Source organism: Caballeronia sp. (genome assembly GCF_028292365.1).
In the GTDB taxonomy this organism is placed as follows: domain Bacteria; phylum Pseudomonadota; class Gammaproteobacteria; order Burkholderiales; family Burkholderiaceae; genus Caballeronia.
Window position 1 is genome coordinate 1 of sequence record NZ_JAQGMM010000051.1, and the last position, 23003, is coordinate 23003.

The 23003-nt window shown below is 59.6% G+C and carries 22 protein-coding genes and 1 tRNA gene; 10 read left to right on the forward strand and 13 right to left on the reverse strand.

The annotated features are described in order from the left end of the window. Positions 1–926: ABC transporter permease subunit (locus tag JWR14_RS02970; RefSeq protein ID WP_299701046.1), on the reverse strand; the 926-nt coding region annotated here is incomplete at its 3' end. A 38-nt stretch (positions 927–964) separates the two neighbouring features. After that, positions 965–2854 (reverse strand): extracellular solute-binding protein, encoded by a 1890-nt coding sequence (locus JWR14_RS02975; protein WP_299701049.1) that lies wholly within the window; start codon positions 2852–2854, stop codon positions 965–967. Positions 2855–3083: 229 nt separating this feature from the next. Here JWR14_RS02975 and fabI point away from each other — a divergent pair, with 229 nt between their 5' ends. After that, a complete protein-coding gene (fabI, locus tag JWR14_RS02980) occupies positions 3084–3881 on the forward strand; it encodes an enoyl-ACP reductase FabI (RefSeq protein ID WP_299701052.1) in 798 nt (265 codons plus the stop codon). Between the two features lie 108 nt (positions 3882–3989). Here fabI and JWR14_RS02985 read toward each other — a convergent pair whose 3' ends face one another. Then, complete coding sequence (locus JWR14_RS02985; RefSeq protein WP_299701055.1) at positions 3990–4406, reverse strand: hypothetical protein; 417 nt, start codon at positions 4404–4406, stop codon at positions 3990–3992. A gap of 282 nt (positions 4407–4688) precedes the next feature. Then, complete coding sequence (locus JWR14_RS02990; RefSeq protein WP_299701057.1) at positions 4689–5015, reverse strand: hypothetical protein; 327 nt, start codon at positions 5013–5015, stop codon at positions 4689–4691. A 342-nt stretch (positions 5016–5357) separates the two neighbouring features. On the opposite strand from JWR14_RS02990, the gene JWR14_RS02995 reads away from it, so the two are divergent. The 3 genes from JWR14_RS02995 to JWR14_RS03005 all read left to right on the forward strand — a co-directional run bounded on the left by JWR14_RS02995 (position 5358) and on the right by JWR14_RS03005 (position 7240). Beyond that, a complete protein-coding gene (locus JWR14_RS02995; RefSeq protein WP_299701060.1) occupies positions 5358–5927 on the forward strand; it encodes a hypothetical protein in 570 nt (189 codons plus the stop codon). Positions 5928–6321: 394 nt separating this feature from the next. Further along, entirely contained in the window at positions 6322–6675 is a 354-nt protein-coding gene (locus JWR14_RS03000; RefSeq protein ID WP_299701063.1) for a winged helix-turn-helix domain-containing protein, read from the forward strand. 184 nt (positions 6676–6859) lie between these two features. Next, a complete protein-coding gene (locus tag JWR14_RS03005; protein ID WP_299701066.1) occupies positions 6860–7240 on the forward strand; it encodes a single-stranded DNA-binding protein in 381 nt (126 codons plus the stop codon). Positions 7241–7327: 87 nt separating this feature from the next. Here the strand turns inward: JWR14_RS03005 and JWR14_RS03010 are convergent, their stop codons facing one another. Next, on the reverse strand, positions 7328–8053 hold the full coding sequence (locus JWR14_RS03010) for a nuclear transport factor 2 family protein (RefSeq protein WP_299701069.1): 726 nt from the start codon (positions 8051–8053) through the stop codon (positions 7328–7330). Positions 8054–8188: 135 nt separating this feature from the next. Between JWR14_RS03010 and JWR14_RS03015 the strand changes: the two genes are divergently transcribed. Next, entirely contained in the window at positions 8189–8986 is a 798-nt protein-coding gene (locus JWR14_RS03015; protein ID WP_299701072.1) for a helix-turn-helix transcriptional regulator, read from the forward strand. A 98-nt stretch (positions 8987–9084) separates the two neighbouring features. Here the strand turns inward: JWR14_RS03015 and JWR14_RS03020 are convergent. The 6 genes from JWR14_RS03020 to cysS all read right to left on the reverse strand — a co-directional run bounded on the left by JWR14_RS03020 (position 9085) and on the right by cysS (position 16327). After that, positions 9085–9178, reverse strand: a tRNA-Ser gene (locus JWR14_RS03020). Between the two features lie 210 nt (positions 9179–9388). Then, positions 9389–10639, reverse strand: a complete 1251-nt coding sequence (locus JWR14_RS03025) for an aspartate kinase (protein WP_299701075.1) — start codon at positions 10637–10639, stop codon at positions 9389–9391. 468 nt (positions 10640–11107) lie between these two features. Then, entirely contained in the window at positions 11108–12556 is a 1449-nt protein-coding gene (gene tilS, locus JWR14_RS03030) for a tRNA lysidine(34) synthetase TilS (protein WP_299701078.1), read from the reverse strand. 91 nt (positions 12557–12647) lie between these two features. Beyond that, positions 12648–13619 carry an acetyl-CoA carboxylase carboxyltransferase subunit alpha gene (locus tag JWR14_RS03035; RefSeq protein WP_031363946.1) on the reverse strand — a complete coding sequence of 324 codons (972 nt, stop codon included), beginning with the start codon at positions 13617–13619 and terminating at the stop codon, positions 12648–12650. A 132-nt stretch (positions 13620–13751) separates the two neighbouring features. Further along, positions 13752–14864, reverse strand: a complete 1113-nt coding sequence (locus JWR14_RS03040; protein ID WP_299701097.1) for a DNA-3-methyladenine glycosylase — start codon at positions 14862–14864, stop codon at positions 13752–13754. A gap of 44 nt (positions 14865–14908) precedes the next feature. Beyond that, positions 14909–16327, reverse strand: coding sequence for a cysteine--tRNA ligase (cysS, locus tag JWR14_RS03045; protein ID WP_299701100.1), 1419 nt, complete (start codon positions 16325–16327; stop codon positions 14909–14911). A gap of 465 nt (positions 16328–16792) precedes the next feature. On the opposite strand from cysS, the gene JWR14_RS03050 reads away from it, so the two are divergent. From JWR14_RS03050 to JWR14_RS03065, 4 genes are all read left to right on the forward strand, one after another. Further along, a complete protein-coding gene (locus JWR14_RS03050; protein WP_299701103.1) occupies positions 16793–17671 on the forward strand; it encodes a tetratricopeptide repeat protein in 879 nt (292 codons plus the stop codon). A gap of 104 nt (positions 17672–17775) precedes the next feature. Continuing rightward, entirely contained in the window at positions 17776–18357 is a 582-nt protein-coding gene (locus tag JWR14_RS03055; protein ID WP_299701106.1) for a peptidylprolyl isomerase, read from the forward strand. A 155-nt stretch (positions 18358–18512) separates the two neighbouring features. Then, entirely contained in the window at positions 18513–19010 is a 498-nt protein-coding gene (locus JWR14_RS03060; RefSeq protein WP_047896501.1) for a peptidylprolyl isomerase, read from the forward strand. Next, positions 19007–19825: a UDP-2,3-diacylglucosamine diphosphatase gene (locus JWR14_RS03065; protein ID WP_299701121.1), complete on the forward strand. Its 819-nt coding sequence runs from the start codon at positions 19007–19009 to the stop codon at positions 19823–19825. The genes JWR14_RS03060 and JWR14_RS03065 overlap by 4 nt, the downstream gene beginning before the upstream one ends. A 55-nt stretch (positions 19826–19880) precedes the next feature. On the opposite strand, the gene cysE is transcribed toward JWR14_RS03065, so the two are convergent. Together cysE and JWR14_RS03075 are read right to left on the reverse strand one after the other, a co-directional pair. Further along, the gene (gene cysE, locus JWR14_RS03070; RefSeq protein ID WP_299701123.1) at positions 19881–20669 is read right to left on the reverse strand and encodes a serine O-acetyltransferase; all 789 of its coding nucleotides are present in this window, start codon (positions 20667–20669) and stop codon (positions 19881–19883) included. 275 nt (positions 20670–20944) lie between these two features. Continuing rightward, positions 20945–21748, reverse strand: a complete 804-nt coding sequence (locus JWR14_RS03075; protein ID WP_299701125.1) for an RNA methyltransferase — start codon at positions 21746–21748, stop codon at positions 20945–20947. Positions 21749–22098: 350 nt separating this feature from the next. Between JWR14_RS03075 and JWR14_RS03080 the strand changes: the two genes are divergently transcribed. Next, complete coding sequence (locus tag JWR14_RS03080) at positions 22099–22899, forward strand: inositol monophosphatase family protein (protein WP_299701127.1); 801 nt, start codon at positions 22099–22101, stop codon at positions 22897–22899. The last annotated feature ends 104 nt before the right edge of the window (positions 22900–23003 follow it).

Sequence of the window (23003 nt, forward strand, 5' to 3'; positions counted from 1 at the left end):
AGCACGACCGGATAATCGCGCCGCACGACGGACTCGTAGGAAAGCAGGCCGAGGCCATCGAGTGAAAAAAGTGTTTCGATCAGCAAGCTGCCCGTGAAGAACGCCCCGATAAACGCGCCCGGAAAGCCCACGATCAGCGGCAACAATGCGTTGCGGAACACGTGCTTCCACAGCACCCTTCGCTCCGATAAACCCTTGGCCCTGGCTGTCAGTACGTATTGTTTCCGAATTTCATCGAGGAACGCGTTCTTGGTCAGCATGGTGACGACCGCGAAACTGCCGACCACCGACGCAATGATGGGCAACGTGATATGCCACAAATAGTCAGCTATCTTGCCGCCGAGGCTCAATGTTGCCCAGTTGTCCGACGTAAGGTTGCGCAACGGAAATAGCTGCCAGAACGAGCCTCCGCCGAACAGCACGAGGAGTAGCACGCCGAGCACGAAACCAGGAATGGCGAAGCCGACAAGCACAAGCAAACTGGTCGTGAAATCGAAGGTGGAACCGTTGCGCACCGCCTTCGCGATCCCGAGCGGCACCGATATCAAGTAAGTCAAAAAGAACGTCCATACGCCAATGCTGATCGACACCGGCAGCTTCGACACAATCAGCGACCACACGCTTTGATGGCGAAAATAGCTGTCGCCGAGATCGAAACGGGCGAAGCGTCCGAGCATCAGCCCGTAGCGTTCGAGCGGCGGTTTATCGAAGCCGTAGAGCGCGCGAAGTTGTGCGACCTGCTGCGCATCCACGCCCGTATGCTGGCGCATACCGAAGCTCGCGCCTTGCTCGCCGCGCCGCAATTCGTGCACGGCTTGCTCCACCGGTCCGCCCGGCACGAACTGGATCACGGCGAACGTGAGCGTGAGGACGCCGAGCAAGGTCGGGATCATCAGCAAGATGCGTTTTAGGATGTAGCTCCACATGGGCGCGGTCCGCTTGAGTAATTGAGTGCGTGGGTTTACTACTTTGCGCCGGCAGTGGCCGGCGGAGAGGCAGGCACGGCGCCAGGCGGTTTGAACCACCATGTCGATGTGATCCAGTCCTCGGCGGTGTAATACAGCGGCAAGGTCGACGGATACGCGAGCGTGTTTCGATACGCCACCCTGTGCGTAGCCGAATACCATTGCGGGATCACATAGTAGCCATGCATCAGGACCCGGTCGAGCGCGTGGGTGGCATCGAGCAGTTGTTCGCGTGTCTGCGCGCCGAGCAAGGTATGCACGATCGAGTCCACGGCCGGCGACTTCAGCCCGTTGATGTTATCCGAGCCCTGCTGATCCGCCGACTTGCTGCCAAAACGTGTCTCCTGTTCCGTGCCCGGAATCTGCACATCTGGCATGCGCAGGGTGGTCACGTCGAAGTCGAAGGCGTCGAGCCGCTTCTGAATCAGCGCGAAGTCCACCGTGCGGAAATTCGCGACAATCCCGAGCTTCTGCAAGTTGCGCTGGTACGTGGCGACCACGGGTTCCATCGACGATCCGCCGCCCGAGTCGTCGAGAATTTCGAATACGAACGGCTGCCCCTTCGCGTTGCGCAACGCACCGTTTCTATATGTCCAGCCCGCATCGGCAAGCAGCTGGCGCGCCTTGATCAGGTTCGCGCGCAGTGAACCGGGCGGATCGGTGTCCGGCTGCTTCACCATGTCGCCGAATACGGTGGGATCGAGTTGTGCGCGTAACGGGGAGAGGATCGCGAGTTCGCCCGCGCTCGGTTTGCCCGTTGCTTGCAGATCGGTATTCGCGAAAAAACTATCGGTGCGCGTGTACTGGCTGAAAAACAGTTGCCGGTTCAGCCACTGGAAGTCGAACGCGAGATCGAGCGCCTGACGCACACGCACATCCTGGAAAATCGGTCGGCGCAGGTTGAGGAAAAAGCCCTGCATGCCCGTGCCGTTGTGATTGCGGAATTCGCGCTTGATCAGCTCACCGTTGTCAAAGCGTTTTCCGATGTCGCGACGCACCCAGTTGCGCGCAATGTATTCGACCAGCGCGTCATATTCGCCAGCCTTGAACGCTTCGAGCCGAGCGACGCCATCCGAATAGAGCTTGTAGGTAATGCGTTCGAAGTTAAACGACCCCACCCGCACCGGCAACGCATTGCCCCAATACGCCGGATCGCGCTTTAACGTGAGCGTACGGCCATTGTCGTATTGTTCGATGAGATACGGACCGCTTGCTATCGGCTTCTGAAACGCGAGTTGATCGAAGGGAATGTGGCTGCCGTCGGGCTTCATGCCCCACTTGTGCGAGAACACCGGAATCGCGCCTGCGATAAACGGCATCTCCCGCGTGCGCACCTTGAAGTCGAAGCGAATAGTGAGCGGATCGAGAACGACCGCGCGGGAAATCTGGCCGAAATACACCGCATATTGCGGGGCGGCCTGCGGGCTTTTCAGTGTGTCGAACGAATATTTGACGTCTTCGGCGGTGACCGGATCGCCATTCGAAAACCGCGCCTTGGGGTTGACGTGGAACGTGACGGAGAGACCGTCGGGCGCGATGCTGATGTCGTCGGCGAGAAGACCATAAGCCGTCGAGACCTCGTCCAAACTGCCCGTTGTCAAGCTCTCGAACATATAGCCGAGCCCGGGCGCCGGGTTGCCGCGCTGCGTGAACGGGTTGAATTTATCGAAGCTCGTGAGCCGGTTCGGGTTCGCCAGAACCAGCGTGCCGCCGCGTGGTGCATTCGGATTGACGTAGTCGAAGTGCTTGAAGTCGGCGAGATATTTCGGCTCGCCATACTGCGCGATGGCATATACGGCGAATGCCGCTTTCGGAACCGCGAGCCCGCCGAAACCGATCAGCAAGCTGCCAGACAGAAGACCGAGGACCCGTCGGGAGCCAGTCGCCATGAGTGCCTTTATAAGTACCAGTGAAACGATGATCGGAAAAACAGCCCGCCGTTCAGAGCCCGCTTCAGGCTTGCTCGCGACGGCCCCAAGCGCTACGAGCATTAAACGACATGAGGCGATGTGAGAGAATTCTACTAAAACCACTGTCCCGGGCATTGTAACGACGTGCGCAAAGCTTGCGCGCGCTCAGTCCGGCGCACGTGCGATATCGACTTCTTAAGGAGCATTCATGGGATTTCTCGCTGGAAAACGGATTCTGCTAACGGGCTTGTTGTCGAACCGCTCGATCGCCTATGGCATTGCGGCGGCTTGCAAGCGTGAAGGCGCCGAACTCGCGTTCACCTATGTCGGGGACCGCTTCAAGGATCGCATTACCGAATTTGCGACCGAATTTGGCAGCGATCTCGTCTTTCCGTGCGACGTGGGTAGCGACGAGGAAATCGATGCCCTCTTCGTCTCGCTGAAAGAACGCTGGGACACGCTCGACGGTCTCGTGCATTCCATCGGCTTTGCGCCGCGCGAAGCAATCGCTGGAAATTTCCTCGATGGCATGACGCGCGAGAACTTCCGCATCGCTCACGATATTTCTGCGTACAGCTTCCCGGCACTCGCCAAAGCGGCGCAATCCATGCTCTCCCCCGATGCCTCGTTACTCACACTGAGCTATCTGGGCGCCGAGCGTGCAATCCCGAACTACAACACGATGGGACTGGCGAAGGCATCGCTTGAAGCGAGCGTGCGGTATCTGGCGGTGTCGCTTGGCGATAAGGGCGTGCGCGTGAACGGCATCTCGGCGGGTCCGATCAAGACGCTGGCAGCAAGCGGTATCAAGGGTTTTGGCAAAATTCTCGAGTTCGTCGAAAACAACGCGCCGATGCGCCGCAATGTGACCATCGATCAGGTCGGCAATGTGGCCGCGTTCCTGTTGTCGGATCTGGCGGGCGGCGTGAGCGCCGAGATCATTCACGTCGATAGCGGCTTTAACGCGGTAGTCGGCGGGATGGCTGCGCAGGCAGTGTCCGAGTAATTCGTAGTGGCTCTATCAAGGCATCCGCTTTTTTAGCCGCCTATATAAAGTTCAAAAGCCGTCCCGCTTCCGCGGGACGGCTTTTTTAATGCGTCTGACCGGGGTGCTTTAGTTGCGATGGCCGTTGTGGCCGCCGTTTCCGCCGTGGTTGTTGTTTCCGCCATGGTTGTAATTTCCACCGTGGTTATAGTTTCCACCACCGTGGCCGCCGTATCCCGGACCGCCGTGACCATAACGGCCGCCATTGTGCCGATACCACTCGTCACGGCCCCAATAGCGGCGACCATCGTAATAACGATTCCCATACCAGCCAATCACGATACCTGGCTGCACATAGACAGGAGCGGGTTGATAGACGACCGGCGGCGGCGGCGGCGCGTAATAAGGCTGCGGCGCCACGTAGACCGGAGCAGGAACCCCGATGTTGATCCCCAGCCGCACTTGAGCGTGGGCGATGCCGGATAGGGTAGCGAGGCACAGACCAGCAACGCCAGTCAGGATCCGGATGCTTTTTAACTTGTTCATGTAAAGGCGCGCCTCTAGCCGTCATTGTTCAGGTGGAAGCGAATATAGCGGATCGCCTTCAATCCGGTATTTCAACTTTGTAAGTTGTTCTTCGGCGCAGGGGTATCGTCTGCTGAAAGCTTACTCTTTGTTACATCATGAAAAACGGTGAATCAGCGAGGCCATTGGATGAAAAGCAGGTGGTGCTGGAAAGACAAAGGCCACCCGGCTTTCGCCGGATGGCCTTTCGGGCCAGCTTCCTGACGGGCGCTGTATTGCAGCCGGTATTAGTGAGTGCCAGCCTTAGTGCCAACCGCGATGATCGTAATGACCGCCGTGACCGTGATAGCGGTACCAGTCGTCACGATTCCAGTAACGGCGGCCGTCCCAATAACGATCACCATGCCAACCGATTACCACGACCGGAGCGGCAGCATACACCGGCGGGGGCGGTGCATAGACGACAGGAGGCGGCGGCGGTGCATAGACCGGCTGCGGCGCAATGTACACTGGCGCGGGCACGCCGACATTAATTCCAACACGCACTTGGGCCATCGCCGCGCCGGACATTCCGAGCGCCCCGATTGCAATCGCGCCGGCAAAAATAGAAGTCTTCAGTTTGTTGTTCATTTGGAGTGCACCTCAACGGAGTAGGTTCGTTGAGTAAATCTTAGCGGAACGCCCCGGTCTAAATGTTTCAAGTTGGTAACTCCGAATTACGACTGCCAACAGGGTGTGACACAACATTTCTTTAGCCGAGCAGGCCTTCTCAAGGCGACGCGCACGCTGGAATGGGCACGCGCCGCGAGGGGTAAGAGGTGCGCTGATAGAATCGAACTGGTAAAGCAGTTATCGTTCTATCGTTCATTAATCACCTTAGCTCGACTGACCTTTGCAACGTGCCGGGCGACGGTTCAGTGTTTGCGTTCCGCCTGGCTTGCGTGCAATCACGCTAGGGCTTCTGATGTAACCATGCATATCCGACATTGCCTCGCCGTGGTCTGCGGCACCACGCTTGTCTTCCTGCTGATGTTGTTCGCGAACGAATGGATTTTCAGGCATTCGGAGTTCGTACGCGGCGTCAACTGGATCTACCTGCCTGCAGGCATACGCCTGCTGTGCACGTTGTTATTCGGCGCGCTGGGTGCGATCGGGATTCTCATCGCATCGTGGATCAGTTGTTTCTTTTATTATTTCCCGAACGATCCGGTTCGCGCGGCGTTCGGCGGCATTATCTCGGCGCTCGCGCCGTATCTCGTGTATCTCTTCGCCACGCGCAAACTCGGACTCAATACGTCACTTGCGAATCTCACGGCCGGACGCCTGTTAATCCTGATCCTGCTCTATTCGCTCGCGGGCCCGGCAATGCAGCAAGCGTGGTGTGCATTGAGCGGCGATACCGTCAAGATCGGCGAACGTTTTATCGTGATGTTCATCGGGGATCTGACCGGTACGCTGGTGATTATCTACACGCTCAAGCTGGGTCTTTGGTTTGTTACGCGCATGCATGCGTCGATGCATCGTGCATCGCGCCCACGTTAGGAACACGGAGTGACGGCGTCGGTCGGTCCGGCTGTTTCCGGCAGCTACGCGGAGAATGATGAAGCCGCCACGTAGACCGGATAAGTGCGGCAGGTACGTGCGTTTTTTTTAAATCGTGCGCGTATTGCGTGCTGAAACGCATCGCTCTTACCGCCTTGCGATGCGCGTTTGGAACCTTTTAGTTTGTTCGATCGGCTACGTTGCCCCGCTTCCAGCCGCAGGGCAACGCGCTCGTTTTTTTAAATCTCTCTCAGGTCTAGGCGCGTGTCAATTTCCTGCGTCGATACACACCCTCTTTCATGAATCGTAACATTTAATTATCAAACTGATAAGAGTTTGGGAAGCAGTTTACTCGCGATGCTATGATTCACAGATGGATTTCGAGTCCACTGCCATGCCAAAAAAACACCTTGTGGATACCTATTTTCGCTTCCTGAATCTTGCTCAGGCGGTGCAGGCATTGCCGTCCGTTCCCAAACTCGACGCCGCCGAAGAACGGCTGCTCGAGGCGCTAACAGCGGCCTGGCACGCGGGGCGTACGCTGACCGTGACCGAGACGATGGCGTTATCGGTTGCAGGCGCGCCGGCGACGGTGCACCGCAAACTCGCGCGGCTCAGACGGGAAGGACTCGTCTCGGTAGATGAATCGAGTACGGATCTGCGCTCCAAGACGGTCGTGCCCACGCGCCTTGCGCTCGACTATTTCGAGAAGCTGGCGGCGTGTCTCGACGAAGCCAAGCGGAAGTAGATGCGCACAGATGCACGGACGCGCGGTGAGCGCGCGAGACAGCACGAACAGGTTGAACGCTTGATGCGACCACTACGGCCGCCACGCAAACCCGATATAAATCCCACCTGATCCATGCAGCCGCGAAAGCCGCGAAACGTCTGCTCACGAGTGAGACAATCGGTGAATTTTGGAGAGGCACACCATGATCGACGGCCTGGTTTCTGGACGTCTCTACGGCACGGCGCAAGTGCGTACGGGTCAGCACGGCACGCACTTCGTGACATGCCGGGTTCGCGCCTCGGCAGGCGATGGCGAAAGTCTGTTCGTGAACGTGATCGCCTTCGACGACATCGTCAAGGACGCGCTCCAGGCGCTCGATGACGGCGACAGCGTATCGCTCGCCGGCGCACTCACGCCGAAAACCTGGACTGACAAGCAAGGTAACGCGAAACCGGCGCTGGACATGGTCGTGCATGCGGTGCTGACTGCCTACCATGTACAGCGCAAACGTCGGGCGATACGCGGTGCAACGGGACAAACAGACCCGCAAAGCGCCGACGACCTGGACGACGACGAAGTCTGAGCGCACCCAGGCGCTTCGCTCGCGCCCGGCATGTCGTCCAAGAGAAGCGCCCTGCTCGATCAAAGAGAAACCAGGTTGCCGATTCCGCTAGCGGTTCAACTCCTGAATCAACGGATGATCGCAGTAGATCCGGTTTTCATAGACTTGACCGTTACTGTGACGCACGCAGTCCACCCCTTCGAAGCGCAGCGGCACATCGCCATGCGTTCCTGTCGCAATCCATCGGATGAAGACGGTATCGCCGCGAGTCGCGTGGTCGGCGACTTCCAGCCTGAAATCCGGAACGCGGCGCACCAGTTCATGCAGCGGCCGCACATAGGCTTCCACGCCTTTCAACGGTGCGTGCAATCCCGGCCAATATCCCTCGATATCCGCCGCCAGTTCATCGCTCGGCCGGTTGAAGTCCGGCGCGGCCCAGAAGGCGGCGTACTTCTCCACGCACCATGCCGGGCCCATCAGGGTGCTATCGAGGAAGCCGGTAATGCCGGCGAACCGTCCATCGATGGAAAATTCGCCAACGTCCGTCCCACTAGCCAGTTGCCGGCCAGTGGCATCGATCAAACGCCAACTGAAGCGGACCATCGCGCCCGTTGCATCGATCCTGCCGACACGCTCGAACGTCAACCCAGGCATCTGCGCCCGAAACGCGCCGATCATCTCGGTGAACGCTTTCGGGCCGGTGCTGCTCATCATCGGGTCGGTGTAATGAGCGCCGTCGAGCAAAACCAGCTCTGCGAGAGCGCCGCGGCGCGACGAATCCGTCTCGTTCCATGTATCAATATAACGGCCCACCAGAACGTCATGCTCAGTCATGATTCTCTCCTTCGATAGTCTTCGAGGCTATGGCGGCACTGGATTAGCGCGGCCTGGGAGCAATAATCCGGACGAGCGCGTCGTGCGTCGATTACCTGACAGGTAATGGAGCGACATGCGGCGGTTTGATAAGGTATGACCATGAACACACTGACTGCAACGGCTGTGGGGACTGTTGGGATTGGCCCAATGATCAAGCACTGGCGCGAACGACGGCGCATGAGCCAGCTTTTTCTGGCCAGCGAGGCGGAGATTTCGAGTCGGCATCTGAGTTTTATCGAAACGGGACGCGCAGCACCTAGCCGCGCGATGGTGCTGCGGCTGGCCGAGTATCTTGAGGTGCCGCTGCGTGAGCGTAACGAGTTGCTGACCGCGGCAGGCTTCGCACCGGTGTTCCGGGAACGCTCACTCACGGATCAGTCGATGCAGCCCGCGCGCACCGCAGTCGAGCAGATCTTGAAGGGGCATGAGCCGTATCCGGCGTTGGCTATCGACCGGCATTGGAATCTGGTGTCGGCGAATGGTGCGGTGGCTGCGCTTATCGCCGATGCTGATCCGTCTTTGCTTGAGCCGCCCGTGAATGTATTGCGATTGAGTCTGCATCCGCGCGGGCTGGCGTCGAAGATTGTGAATCTCGGGCAATGGCGCGCGCATTTGCTGGAACGGCTGGAGCGCCAGATCGCACTCACGGCTGATCCGCAGTTGGGCGCATTGCGCGATGAGTTGAAGAGTTACGCGGGGAGATCGGGTCAGGATGACGCGGGGGAACCTTCTATCGTGATTCCATTCGTGTTGAGCACGGCTGCGGGACAGCTGTCGTTCATTAGCACAACGATGATATTCGGTACGCCAATTGATATCACGTTGTCGGAACTCGCGATCGAGTTGTTCTTCCCAGCGGATGAAGCGACGGCGTCGGCGTTCAGGCGGTGAGGTGTGACCACGTACTTCTGCTTCATTGGCCAACCGGACCGCGCCCCAAAAAACAAAAACCCCGTAAGTCGTTAGACCTACGGGGCTTTGCATTCTTCTGGCGGAGACGGAGGGATTCGAACCCTCGATCCAGGTTTTAGCCCAGATGCTCCCTTAGCAGGGGAGTACCTTCAACCTCTCGGCCACGTCTCCTGCACTTTTTGTCACGCGGGAGTCAGCGCGACGAAGCCAAGATGATAGCGGGTTAGCCGCCGCGGGTCAATTTCGTGAGACAAAATTTTTCATCTCGCGAATTGCATCGAATAACAGTTTGCAGCTTGTTTGTTATTCGGCAGCTTATTTCGACTACAGCCCAAAAACACACCGCACGCTGTCACACCCGCGTCGCTTCCCCGCTTTGCTTCAACCGCGGTCGAGCTCAAACACCTTATGCAGCGCGCGCACGGCGAGCTCGGTATATTTTTCGTCGATCAGCACCGAAATCTTGATCTCCGACGTCGAGATCATCTGGATATTGATGCCCTCTTCCGCCAGCGTGCGGAACATCGTGCTCGCGATACCCACATGCGAGCGCATGCCCACGCCGACCACCGACACCTTCGACACCTTCGGGTCCCCGCGCACTTGTTCGGCCTTCACGTGGTCCTTCACCTGGCTCGTCAGGATCTCCATGGCATGCGCGTAATCGCCGCGGCCAACGGTGAACGTGAAGTCGGTCTTGCCGTCCACGCTCGTGTTCTGGATGATCATGTCGATGTCGATATTTGCATCGGCCACCGGTCCGAGGATCTGGTACGCAATACCCGGCTTGTCGGGCACGCCCATCACGGCAATACGCGCTTCGTCGCGCTGAAATGCGATGCCCGAGATAACAGCTTTTTCCATGGTCTCGTCTTCTTCAAAAGTAATCAGGGTGCCCGAGCGCATTTCGGTTTCGAGCGGAATCAACGGGTCCGTCAGGCTCGACAACACGCGCGTCTTCACCTGATATTTGCCGGCGAATTCCACCGAACGGATCTGCAGCACCTTCGACCCGAGGCTCGCCATTTCCAGCATTTCTTCGAACGTCACGCGATCCAGCCGGCGCGCTTCTTCAACCACGCGCGGATCCGTCGTGTAAACACCGTCGACGTCCGTGTAGATCAGGCATTCGTCCGCTTTCAACGCCGCCGCAATCGCGACAGCCGACGTGTCCGAACCACCGCGTCCGAGCGTCGCGATATGCCCGTCGGGATCGACGCCCTGGAAGCCCGTCACCACCACGACCTTGCCTGCGTCGAGATCGGCTTGCACACGCGTGCCGTCGATGTCGCTGATGCGGGCTTTCGTGAACGCGCTGTCGGTCTTGATCGGCACTTGCCAGCCGGCATAGCTGACCGCTTCAAGCCCTTCCGCTTGCAACGCAATCGCGAGCAGGCCGACGCTGACTTGCTCGCCGGTGGAGGCGATCATGTCGAGTTCGCGGGGGTCGGGATGTGCGGTGATTTCGCGCGCGAGGCCGAGCAGGCGGTTCGTTTCGCCGGACATGGCCGACGGGACGACGACCATCTTGTGGCCGGCCTTGTGCCATTTCGCGACGCGCTTGGCGACGTTCTTGATGCGCTCGACCGAGCCCATCGAAGTGCCGCCGTATTTATGTACGATGAGTGCCATTGTCGTTTTGAACAGGAGGAAAAGCCGCGCTGGCGCGCCGTTTGATGCGCCGCGTACTGCACTACTGCAGGTATTTCACGTGTTGCATCAGAAGCCGGCTTGAAGAAACACAAGCAACACCCTGGATCGGTGCGATCGACGACTTAAGCGTGACGACGAAGCGCGATGGCCGCACGCGCAAGGTTGACTCGCGCGCAAAATGCAATTCTGGCGGCTAGAAACGCGTCTTCTGGACGGAAAAGCTGCTTGAAAAGCGTTGCGGGAAACCGGTAAACGTACCTGATCGAGGCCTAAAACACAAGCCAGAACGGGCGATTCGACGGGTTTGCGGGCCACTAGCAGGCATGTGTCAAGAAAAGTTGACCGGATTTGCTCACACGCATGAAATACCGAAAAAATCGGGGCAGATTAAGTTTTCGCGCGAGAGAGGCGCTGCGCATACAGCGCGTGAGCGCACCGGCCAGCCGTTCAGGCTACGACAAGGTCCGGCTGCCACTCGATCCGCCTATATCCAGTTTCGCTGTCTCTGCCGCGTTCACCACTGACTTCGGTGCATGCCCGATTGACGCCAATGGACGGCACGAACAAGAGAATCTCGCCAAGAAACACCAGCGGGACATCGCGTTTCCATCCCGGCACGCCGCGCTCCTGAAACAGGTTTTTCAGGGTCCGGCCAGGTCCATCCGCACTCAAGCGCAAGCGCTCGCCGCCCGCGCGCGAACGCGCACAAAGCGGCGCGGCGCGTAGCGTGGTTTCGGAAACTGCATCTTCGTCGCCCTGGGCCACAGGTTTGAACACGAACGTCCCGCGCCAATGCGGCAGGCGCCAGATGCTTTCGCCATCCCAGTTCAGCACGCTCGCCATGCGCGCCGGATTTGCCCCATCGTCGAGATCGGCGGGGTCCGCGCTATCGCCCTTTTCCCAGAAGATTGCATCGCGATACGCCCGCAAGCAAAACCCGGCGTGATCGATGCGCAACGCGTGGCCATCCCGGGACACCGCTGCGTCGCGCAATTGCCGCAGCACCTCGCTAATACGCGCCGACGACGCGGCCTGCAGTCCGAGCGAGCGCATCCAGTAGCGCAGCAAGTTGATCGCGCGTTCATCGTCGAGAGCGAGTACCGCCGACAAAGCCAGCGCCCCTTCTTCATCACCTTGTGCCGATCCCATATCGATGCGTGCGAGTTCGTCGAGCAACCTTTGCGCCGATGCCGCATGCGACGCGGTCCGCGCAAGCGCATCGCGGAAACCGGGGAAATGCACGGCGAGCGCCGGGAGGACGTCATGACGCAGCGCGTTGCGGGCATAGCGGGTATCGGCGTTGGATTCGTCGTCGATCCAGCGCAGATCACGCTCATGCGCGTAGTGCTCGAGTTGTGCTCGCAATAGATGCAATAACGGCCGCACGCGCGGCGTTGAGGCGCCATCGGCGCGTTGCGGCGCCATCGCGGCAAGGCCGGCCACACCCGCGCCGCGCAGCAATTGCAGTAACACCGTTTCGGCCTGATCGTCGGCATGATGCGCGAGCCAAAGCGCGCTTGCTCCGTGCTCGGCACATAGCGCGTCAAGCGCGCGATAACGTGCGTCACGCGCCGCCGCTTCCAGGCTCTCGCCGCCTTCACGTACCACGTCGACCTGACGCGACGCGAACCTCACGCCCAGTGCTTGCGCGAACGCGTGACAATGCGCGGCCCAGGCGTCGGCGTTCGGGCTCAGGCCGTGATGAATATGCAGCGCCATCACGCGTGATGGCCCCACGCATCGAACCGTGGCATCGAGCAGCGCGGTCGAGTCGAGACCGCCACTGAGCGCAACGGCAATGGAGGATTGAGGAGAAGCCGGTACATCGGCAAACGCCGCGCGCACCGCATCGATCACGAGGCGGCTGGCGGGAGTGTCAATGTCGGAGGATGTCACGGGAGTCGGCTTGTTAAGTTGCCTTCAAGGCAGCCTGCCGTAGCAAACTGCAGGGAGGGAACAACGGAACCGCAAGTGCCGCGCTCAAGCTTCACGCACCCGGCAGGTTTTCCTTGAACTTGCCGTACGCCATCAGCTTGTCGAAGCGGCGTGCACGAACGTCCAGCGCATTCATGCCGTGGAACTGGCGCAGCGTATCGGCCAATGCACGGCGCAGCAATGCAGCCATGCCTTTCGGATCGCGATGCGCGCCACCCAGCGGCTCGTTGACGATCTTGTCGATCAATCCCAACGCCTTCAGCCGATGAGCCGTCAAACCCAGCGCTTCGGCCGCTTCCGGCGCCTTCGCCGCGCTTTTCCACAAAATGGACGCGCAGCCCTCGGGCGAAATCACCGAATAAGTTGAGAATTGCAGCATTAGCACGCTGTCAGCAACGGCAATAGCCAGCGCACCACCAGAACCGCCTTCGCCAATAATGGTCGCCACGATCGGCGTCTTCAGTTCGGCCATCACATACAGGTTACGACCGATCGCTTCCGACTGCCCACGCTCCTCTGCCCCAATACCCGGGTATGCGCCCGGGGTATCGATGAACGTAAAGATGGGCAAGCCGAATTTCTCGGCTAGACGCATGAGCCGCTCAGCCTTGCGATACCCCTCCGGACGCGGCATGCCGAAATTGCGCGCTGCGCGCTCTTTCGTGTCGCGGCCCTTCTGCTGGCCGATCACCATGCAGGGCTGGCCGTTGAATCGCGCCAGACCGCCGACAATAGCCAGATCGTCCGCATAAGAGCGGTCGCCGTGGAGTTCGTGGAAGTCGGTGAAAAGCTCGTTCACATAGTCGAGCGTGTACGGGCGCTGCGGATGGCGCGCGATCTGCGAAACCTGCCAAGGCGTCAGGTTTGCATAAAGATCTTTGGTGAGTTGCTGGCTCTTCTTCGACAGCCGCTCTATTTCTTCCGAAATATCGACAGCGGAATCGTCCTGAACGAAGCGCAATTCTTCGATCTTCGCTTCGAGTTCAGCGATAGGCTGTTCGAAATCCAGAAACGTGGTCTTCATATGTTCGAATCCTAAAGCATCGGGCAGCGCGTATTCTAACCGCGCCGGCCTCACTAAATTTCGGGTCGCAACTATCGATTATAAGATATCAATAGTCTGCCGATTGCCGCGGGCCAATGCGACCGCAAAATTTTAGTGATCGGCGGGAACGGGGTAAAGGCTGCGCCACATGTACCAGGTCGCGACGGTGCGCCACGGTTCCCAGTTCGCCGCGACTTCGCGCGCTTCGCTTCGGGTCACGGGTTCGCCGCTGAAATAGTTGACGCTGATGGCCTGGATCAGGCCGAGGTCATCGAGCGGCAGGACATCCGGGCGCGACAAGTTGAAGATCAGGAACATTTCCGCTGTCCACCGGCCGATGCCGCGAATCTGCGTCAGCTCCGCGATTACGGCTTCATCTTCCATGGACGTCCAGCTATCCACATGCAGTGCGCCCGAAACGAAATGCTGCGCGACGTCGAGGATATATTCGGACTTGCGCTTCGATAACCCGCACGACTGCAACTTCACCGGCCCCACCTTGATGAACTGCTGCGGCGCGAGCGTCGGACACGCGCCTTCCACGCGTTTCCAGATAGCCTGCGCGGCCGTCACGGAAATTTGCTGACCGACAACCGAACGCGCCAGCGTGGTGAACGGATCGTCGCGATTAATCAGATGCACAGGGCCGAACTTCGGAATCAGTTTCTTGAGGATACGGTCGCGCTTGACGAGGTCGGCGCACGCCTTGTCCCAATACTCGGGACGAGCCGCTTCAGCCGACAAGCCGGGCGTCTGCACCGGTACGGTCTTCTCGGCCGTGATCGCACGCGACTTGCGGACAATCTCGCCGTCGTTTTGCGGAGCGCGCACGAGCGCCTGCGTGGAGTCAGTGCTGATGTCAGTCTCGTCAGTTTTCACGTCGAGCACGCCATTGGCATCGCTGCTCACCTTGCCGCTCACCTTCTTCGGCGACACCTTGAGTGCCGCCTTAGGTGACACTTTTGGCGCAGTTGCGCGCACGGTCTTGCGTGCACGAACGAGACCATTCGTTTTAACGACACCGTCATGGACCACGCCATTGACCGTACGTTTCTTCGATACTGTCCTGCGTTCTCCGTCGTGACCAGCACCGTTGGCGAGCTTCGCCTCGGGCGCCGACGCCTTCGACGTTTTCACTTGCGTGCGCCGCGCGACCTTGCTCGCGGGCGTTGCAATACTTCCGGACGCGGCTCGTTTAGCCGGCGCCTTTCTGGCCGTTGCCATCATGCCTCCTACCTGGCGAGTCGATCAAAGGGAACGAGAGGCGCTTAGCTGCGACGCCATTCGGTCAACCCACCCGGTTTGTCTTCAAGTGCAATCCCGGCTTCGAGCAATTCAGCGCGAATCCGGTCTGCTTCGGCATAGTTCTTTGCCTGCTTCGCAGCAACACGAGCGGCGATCTTCATGTCTATATCGGCAGGCGTGAGGTTTTCTGCAGCCTCTTTACCAAGCAAATCGCGACTGCTGCGCGGTGTGTCCTGAAGAAACGCACGCGGCTCACGTTGCAACAACCCAAGCACGGCAGCCAGTTCCTTCAGTTGACGTGCGAGCACGGTGTCCTGCGAGCGATTCACTTCGCTCGCCAATTCGAACAACACGGCGATAGCCACCGGCGTGTTGAAGTCGTCGTTCATCGCCGTGCGAAAACGTTGCGCGTTCGTTTCGTTCCAGTCGAGCGGCCCGGCATCCGGCGTCACGTCTTTCAATGCTGTATACAAACGCGTGAGCGCCCCACGTGCATCGTCTATATGAACGTCGCTGTAATTGAGCGGCGAACGATAGTGTGCCCTTGCAATAAAGAAACGCACGACTTCCGCATCGAATTTTTCGAGGACTTCGCGGATGGTAAAGAAGTTGCCCAGCGACTTCGACATCTTTTCGCTGTCGATCTGCACGAAGCCGTTATGCATCCAGTAGTTCACGAACTGAACGCCCGTTGCCGCCTCGCTCTGCGCAATTTCATTCTCATGGTGCGGAAACTGCAGGTCCTGACCACCGCCGTGAATGTCGAAACGATCGCCCAGCAAGGTGCAGCCCATGGCCGAACATTCGATATGCCAGCCCGGCCGGCCGCGCCCCCATGCCGATTCCCAGCCCGTATCCGGCGGCTCCCCTTCCTTCGCGCTTTTCCACAACACAAAGTCGAGTGGATCCTGCTTGGCATCGTTTGCAGCCACGCGTTCGCCCGCGCGCAGGTCTTCGATCGACTTGCCCGACAGCTTGCCGTAGCCCTCGAACTTGCGTACCGCATAGTTCACGTCGCCGTCTTTACCCTGATACGCGTAACCGTTTTGCACGAGCGTCTGGATCATGCCCAGCATCTGCGGAACGAAGTCGGTCGCACGTGGTTCAAGGTCGGGACGCTCTACGCCGAGTGCATCGAGGTCGTCATACATGGCCTGGATGAATCGCCCCGTCAACGCCTTGATCGGCTCGCCGTTTTCCACCGCGCGACGAATGATCTTGTCGTCGATGTCTGTGATGTTGCGCACATAAGTCACGTTGTATCCAAGCGTGCGAAGCCAGCGCTGGACAATATCGAACACGATCATCATGCGTGCGTGCCCGACATGACAATAGTCATACACCGTGATTCCGCAAACGTACATGCGCACTTCTCCGGCACGGAGCGGCACGAAAGGTTGCTTGTCACGCGCGAGCGTGTTGTAGATGCGCAATGAGTTCATAAGCGATGGTGCGTGGGATAGTGCGTGGGCCGGGACATCCGTGTTTCGACTGCTGGCCAATTTTGTGACTGCGGTTGTGACGGCGTGCTGCATGGCCGCGTTCGTTCGCTTCATGTACGCGCTCTTCATGTACGCGCCCGTTTCCGGCTGACGATAGCAACGGTGCATTTTGCACTGCTGCGACCCATGCTACAGGTAGCCGTGAAACGGTAGCAACATCGAGAACGACAATGAGACGAGCAACGAGAACGATGACAACGCGAACATCAGCGATGTGACACGTTCCAGCAAGTTCCAGCACGTTCAACATGTTTAACCTGGCCCGGCTTCGAACTTGAAGCGCTGGGAACCGTGCGCGCCGTCGCGAGAAACATGACGGTCACACTGCGATCAAAACGGAGGCGGCCGCGAGTGGCGTAATGACTGTCTGAACGTTCAGCGGAACGTTGCAGACGTTTTGTTAGAATGGGTCGGAGTATAACATCCAGACCAGAGCCTATGAAACCTTCAAGCGGCCGCGCATCAAGCGTTGCCAAGCTAGCGGCGACCGCCCTTGCAACCGTCACATTCGGTCTTGGCGCAACTTTTTTGCCCGTTGCGCCGGCGTTTGCACAAGTCTCCACCGCCACCGCGGACGACACACCCGCCATCGACCTGGCCATCTCGCAGAAGCAATGGCCAAGCGCGCTGGCGCAACTCGACGCACGCCTGAAAACCAACCCGCGCGACGTGCAGGCCAAGTTCAAGCGTGCGACCGTACTCGCGCGTTTGAACCGGGACGACGAAGCCATCGCCGCGTTCACCGAGCTCACCCAGGCCTACCCCGAGCTGCCTGAGCCGTACAACAATCTTGCCGCGCTCTACGCCAAGAAGGGCCGCTACGACGAAGCACGCGTCGCGCTCGAAACAGCGACGAAGGCGAATCCCAGTTACGCGCTGGCGTACGAAAACCTCGGCGATCTTTATCTGCGGCTGGCGAGCGAATCGTATAAGCGGGCGCAATCGCTCGGATCGAGGAGTCCGTTGACGGCGCAGCGCGTGGGAGACATTCAGAAGATCGTGTCGCCGCCGCCGCGACGTCGTCCGGAAGCTGCGGCGGCAGCGGCAGCGGCAGCGTCGGGGTCCTCGCATGTAAGCGCCGCCTCGGGGGCAGTGGCGGCTTCGTCGGCTACGGCCGCGTCTTCGTCGAGTGCAACCTCTAGTGACTGGACGACGCCAGCAACGGGTACCACGTCGGGCACGACTTCTAACACTAACGACATGTCGTCGCCGCTTTACTCGCCGTTTGGCGGCCCCAGCGTGCCGCTTTCGACCACGCCTTATTTCGCGCCGACGAATCCTTGAATCCAATCCGGCAGGATCGAACGTTCAGACGGCCAGGCATCTGGATGTTCGAACGTTCGACAAGTCTTCACCCGTAACTGCTCCAACCAGAGGATCGATTACTCATGAAAAGTTTGTTGTTGGCGCTCGGCAGCGCTGCACTCATTGCCCACGCGCCCGCCTTCGCCCAGTCGTCGCAGACTGCTGCTCACCCGACCGTGCTGCTCAAGACGTCACAAGGCGACATCAAGGTTGAGTTGTATCCTGAGAAGGCGCCGAAAAGCGTGGCCAACTTTCTGGACTATGTAAAGTCCGGCCAGTACAACGGCACGATTTTTCATCGTGTGATTCCGGGCTTCATGATTCAGGGCGGTGGCTACACGACCAGCTTCGTCGAAAAACCCACGCGCGCACCCATTCCGCTTGAAAGCAAGAACGGGCTGAAGAACACGACCGGCACGCTCGCCATGGCGCGCACGAGCGATCCGGATTCGGCCACCTCGCAATTCTTCATCAACACGGTCGACAACACCGGCCTCGACTACCCCAACGGCGACGGCAACGGTTATGCCGTGTTCGGCAAGGTCGTCGCGGGCATGGACGTAGTGAAGAAGATCGAAGGCACGCCGACTACCACGCGCGGCCCAATGGGCGATGTGCCGCAAACGAACGTCGTGATCCAGTCGGCTAGCGTCGTCGCGAAGTAACCGTTTGGAAGTAAGCCTGGAAGCAAGCCTCAAAAACCCAGGCCGGGGAACAAGTCGTCGCCACTCGTCGTCATGGCGAGCGAGGCATGAAGCAGGCATACGCCGTGCGCATCGCGTATTGCCCCATCTACTCTTGAAAAGGAAAGGAACTCATCATGGTCGAACTGCATACGAATCACGGCATCATCAAGATCGAGCTGAACGCCGAGAAGGCGCCCAAGTCGGTCGAAAACTTTCTGAACTACGTAAAGAAAGGCCACTACGACAACACCGTGTTCCATCGCGTGATCGACGGCTTCATGATCCAGGGCGGCGGTTTCGAACCCGGCATGAAGCAAAAGCCGACGGACGCACCTATCGACAACGAAGCGAACAATGGCCTGAAGAACGAACACGGTTCCGTCGCCATGGCGCGTACCAACGACCCGCATTCGGCCACGGCTCAGTTTTTCATCAATGTGGGTGACAACGAGTTCCTGAACCACTCATCGCCGTCGCCGCAAGGCTGGGGCTACGCGGTATTCGGCAAAGTGGTGGAAGGCCTCGATATCGTCGACAAGATCCGCAAGGTCAAGACGGGTTCAAAGGGTTTTCATCAGGACGTGCCGGTGGATGACGTCGTGATCGAAAAGGCTGTCGTCGCCGGGGAATGATCGACTTGACGCACAACGTGATCGGAACAGCTGAAATAGCTGAAACAGCGGGCGCGAAAGATACAGCGCGCCCGCTGTTTTTCATTTCCGATCTCCATTTGAGCGATGCCATTCCGCACACGGTGGCGGCGTTCGAGCATTTCATCGAGGTGACGGCGAACGATGCCGACTCGGTGTTCATCCTCGGCGACCTGTTCGAATTCTGGGTAGGCGACGATGTGCTGGAAGCATCGGTGGCGGGGCCACGTGCTGCGTTCGCAAGGCGCATGACCGCGCTGATGCACACCCTGTCCGAGCGCGGTATTGCGTTATATGTGATGCATGGCAATCGCGATTTCCTGCTCGGCAAGCACTTCATGCGCGCCGCCGGGGCGCTGCCGTTGCCCGATCCGTTTGTCATCACGGCGTTCGGCACGCGTATCGTGGTGGCGCATGGCGATGCGCTCTGTACGGCAGACCCCGCGTATCAGCGCTTTCGCAGGTTTGCACGTAACCCGGTTGCGCAACAACTATTCTTGAGCTTGCCGCTGAAGCTGCGCTTATCGGTTGCGGAGCGCATGCGATCGACCAGCGAAGACGGCAGGATGCGTCCGGCGCAGGCGAAATATGACGTCACTCGCGAGGCGGTGGCCAAGCTGTTCGCGAGCACCGGCACCCACACGATGATCCACGGCCATACGCATCTGCCCGCGCGTCACCGGGAAACCGAGGGCGTACGCTGGGTCATGCCTGATTGGGAACTGGATCACGGCGAGCCACGCGGCGGATATCTGCGCGTGGACGCCGAAGGTATTCGGGCGTTGCCGTTGGAGTGAGCTCGAATGGGCGGCTTTTTTCGCGCTCGTGCCCGATGGCGACCCGCCCTCTCGTTCAGCGGCGCGCTGCTTCGCCTTTCATTGCATCGGAGAGACGCTTCAGGTCGATGAACGCGGCAGTCTCGACGCCGCTGATCGCATCTATACGCGTGCCCAGTTTCTCAAGCGCGGCAACAATCTCATCCACACGATGCGCCTGCGTAGACGCGTGATCGATCAGGCCGTGGATGGCAAGCGACACGGGATCATCGGCGTTTGGCGTGATGCCGTATGCGCAGAACGCTGCACGCTCAGGCACGTCCGAACTTTTTTGCGCGGGTTTGACCGTTGCCGGCATAACCACGCGCGCCGGATTGCCCACGGCCGTTCCACCCGCCGGAACCGGCTTCACCACGACCGCGTTCGACCCGATCTTCGCTTCCGCGCCGACCGTGAACCCGCCGAGCACTTTCGCGCCCGCCCCGACAATCACGCCGCGCTCAAGCGTCGGATGCCGCTTCGCACCCCGCGCGAGCGACGTGCCGCCCAGCGTCACGCCTTGGTAGATCGTGCAATCATCGCCAATTTCCGCCGTTTCGCCGACCACCACGCCCATGCCGTGATCGATAAACACGCGCCGTCCAAGCGTCGCGCCGGGATGGATCTCGATGCCCGTCATGAAACGCCCGAACTGTGAGACAAATCGCCCGAGCCAGCGCCAGCCCGCGCGCCAGCAAGCGTGCGCAATCCGGTGCAGGACGACGGCATGGAAGCCCGGATAACACGTCACGACTTCCCAGGCGCTGCGGGCGGCCGGATCGCGCTCGCGGATGGCGGCAATGTCTTCGCGGAATCGGTTAAACATGGCGGTGGCTCTGTTAGTGTGCGGGGTGTCGACCCTCGAACCTGCGGCTCAGCACGGATTCGGGAATCGATAGTTCGATTCCCGCAGATTGTAGGACGGGCCGTAAAAGTTCGCTGCGATGCCCCCGCTGGCAAAGCGGTCACGATGGGTGTTGGCGTTGATCACGTCCGGGATGTGCGAGCGGCGAGAAGGTGCGCAGCTCGTAGCTCGCCTTCTCCATTGCCCGTCGGAGTAAAACTGCCGCTTTCTTAAGACTTGCAGGTGCCACCGCCTTCCTATTGCTTAATCTTTAGAAGAATATGCTTGGCGATACCGCGCAGGATATTCACCTCCTCGTGCTCCAGGCCCGAGCGTGAAAAGAGCCGTCGCAGCCGCGACATCAGCTTCTTCGGGTTGGCAGGATCGAGGAAATCGAGTGTGACCAGTGCCTCTTCCAGATGCGCGTACATGCCTTCTATCTCGTCGCTGGACGCGCTTGGGGCAACGGTTGTGGGACTCTCCGCGGCTATAGCCGGAGATGCTTCCGCGCGACTGAGCAGCGCCAGCCGCAGCTCATAGGCCAGAACCTGAACCGCTTGCGCCAGATTCAACGAGCTATAGGCGGGATTCGCCGGAATGTGCGCGAGCGCGCTGCAGCGCTCCACATCGGCGTTCGACAAGCCCACGCGCTCGTTGCCGAACACGAGCGCAATAACGCCCGAATTCCCTCCTTGCCCTTGATCCGCGAACTCGCAGGCCTTCTCCGCTGCGGCGCGCGGCGCCATTTGCGGCGGCCCATATTCGCGCGAACGCGCCGTCAATGCGATCGACCAATGCACGCCAGTCAGGGCATCGGCGAGTGTTTCGACAACTTGCGCCGCCGCGAGCACGTCGTCGGCGCCGCTCGCCATCGCTATCGCTTCGGGCTCGCGCGTGACAAACGCGATTTTCGGCGCGACGACGACCAGCCGGGAAAATCCCATTGTCTTGAGCGCGCGCGCGGCCGCGCCGACATTGCCGGGATGACTCGGTTCGACCAGCACGAAGCGAGTCGACGCAAAAGCGTGGTCTGGCGAGGTTGATGAGGTGTTCAGGTCCAAGGGGAAACGCTTGCCGGAAGGTTGAAAGAGACGTCATGGTATCGCCGCGCGGCCCATCCGGCGACCCTTGCGCCGACATTCGCTGCGCACTCCGCTTTGCACTCATCGCGCGCCGGCGGCCGACTCGGGTAAAATAGCCCGTTCGCGTGTGTCTGCTGTTGCAAGTCGCTGTAATCAGGCGCTATTGCAGGTTCAAAGAAGGCACGCGCCCCGCTCTTCTTCAATTCGTTGCCGTCGACACACGTCGTTTTTGCCCGCTGGTTTGGGCCGTTTTCCGTTCGGCGTTGGGACTTCACACACGACTTCACGCGCGTGCGTGGAGCGCCGCCGCCGGCCAAAGGACTATTTTCATGCATCCGATGCTCAATATTGCTGTCAAGGCCGCTCGCCGCGCCGGACAGATCATCAACCGCGCGTCGCTGGATCTGGACCGCATCCAGGTCAGCAAAAAACAGCATAACGACTTCGTGACGGAAGTCGACAAGGCCTCCGAGGCAGCGATTATCGAAACGCTGACCACCGCCTATCCGAAGCACTCCATCCTCGCCGAGGAATCCGGTGTGCAGGACAAGGATTCGGAGTTCCAGTGGATCATCGATCCGCTCGACGGCACGACCAACTTCATCCACGGTTTCCAGTATTACTGCGTCTCCATCGCGCTCGCCCACAAGGGCATCATCACGCAAGCGGTGGTGTACGACCCCACCCGCAACGACCTGTTCACCGCATCGCGCGGCAGCGGCGCTTATCTGAACGAGCGGCGCATTCGTGTGGCAAAACTGGATCGTCTCAACGACGCGCTGGTCGGCACGGGTTTCCCGTTTCGCGACGGTGCGGGCCTTGATGCGTATTGCAAACTGTTCTCGCAGATGACTGAAGCCTGTGCCGGCTTGCGCCGCCCTGGCGCCGCCGCGCTGGATCTGGCGAATGTGGCCGCAGGCCGGCTCGATGGGTTTTTCGAGCAGGGCATCAACGCATGGGACGTGGCTGCGGGCAGCTTGCTGATCACCGAAGCGGGTGGGCTGGTGGGCAACTACACGGGAGAATCGGATTTCCTGCACAAGAGCGAGATCGTCGCGGGCAACCCGAAGGTCTACGCCCAGATGATCAAGATCCTCGATCCCTTCACCACCACGCGCCAAAGCGCTTAATGGTAGAAGATGGTTGAAAAGGCGGCTACGGCCGCCTTTTTATTTTCAGCACGCCGCCTCCCCAAGGCAAGGTCACAGCGTCACAGCGGCTACGCTCGCGGGCC

Coding starts and splice junctions, on each gene's coding strand:
- JWR14_RS03035 (WP_031363946.1), bottom strand. CDS start 13,619: ATGAAGACCACGTTTCTGGATTTCGAACAGCCTATCGCTGAACTCGAA.
- JWR14_RS03025 (WP_299701075.1), bottom strand. CDS start 10,639: ATGGCACTCATCGTACATAAATACGGCGGCACTTCGATGGGCTCGGTC.
- JWR14_RS03010 (WP_299701069.1), bottom strand. CDS start 8,053: ATGACTGAGCATGACGTTCTGGTGGGCCGTTATATTGATACATGGAAC.
- JWR14_RS02990 (WP_299701057.1), bottom strand. CDS start 5,015: ATGAACAACAAACTGAAGACTTCTATTTTTGCCGGCGCGATTGCAATC.
- fabI (WP_299701052.1), top strand. CDS start 3,084: ATGGGATTTCTCGCTGGAAAACGGATTCTGCTAACGGGCTTGTTGTCG.
- cysE (WP_299701123.1), bottom strand. CDS start 20,669: ATGTTTAACCGATTCCGCGAAGACATTGCCGCCATCCGCGAGCGCGAT.
- cysS (WP_299701100.1), bottom strand. CDS start 16,327: ATGAACTCATTGCGCATCTACAACACGCTCGCGCGTGACAAGCAACCT.
- JWR14_RS03060 (WP_047896501.1), top strand. CDS start 18,513: ATGGTCGAACTGCATACGAATCACGGCATCATCAAGATCGAGCTGAAC.
- JWR14_RS02995 (WP_299701060.1), top strand. CDS start 5,358: ATGCATATCCGACATTGCCTCGCCGTGGTCTGCGGCACCACGCTTGTC.
- JWR14_RS02975 (WP_299701049.1), bottom strand. CDS start 2,854: ATGGCGACTGGCTCCCGACGGGTCCTCGGTCTTCTGTCTGGCAGCTTG.
- JWR14_RS03005 (WP_299701066.1), top strand. CDS start 6,860: ATGATCGACGGCCTGGTTTCTGGACGTCTCTACGGCACGGCGCAAGTG.
- JWR14_RS02985 (WP_299701055.1), bottom strand. CDS start 4,406: ATGAACAAGTTAAAAAGCATCCGGATCCTGACTGGCGTTGCTGGTCTG.
- JWR14_RS03000 (WP_299701063.1), top strand. CDS start 6,322: ATGCCAAAAAAACACCTTGTGGATACCTATTTTCGCTTCCTGAATCTT.
- JWR14_RS03015 (WP_299701072.1), top strand. CDS start 8,189: ATGACCATGAACACACTGACTGCAACGGCTGTGGGGACTGTTGGGATT.
- JWR14_RS03055 (WP_299701106.1), top strand. CDS start 17,776: ATGAAAAGTTTGTTGTTGGCGCTCGGCAGCGCTGCACTCATTGCCCAC.
- JWR14_RS03065 (WP_299701121.1), top strand. CDS start 19,007: ATGATCGACTTGACGCACAACGTGATCGGAACAGCTGAAATAGCTGAA.
- JWR14_RS03080 (WP_299701127.1), top strand. CDS start 22,099: ATGCATCCGATGCTCAATATTGCTGTCAAGGCCGCTCGCCGCGCCGGA.
- JWR14_RS03040 (WP_299701097.1), bottom strand. CDS start 14,864: ATGGCAACGGCCAGAAAGGCGCCGGCTAAACGAGCCGCGTCCGGAAGT.
- JWR14_RS03050 (WP_299701103.1), top strand. CDS start 16,793: ATGGGTCGGAGTATAACATCCAGACCAGAGCCTATGAAACCTTCAAGC.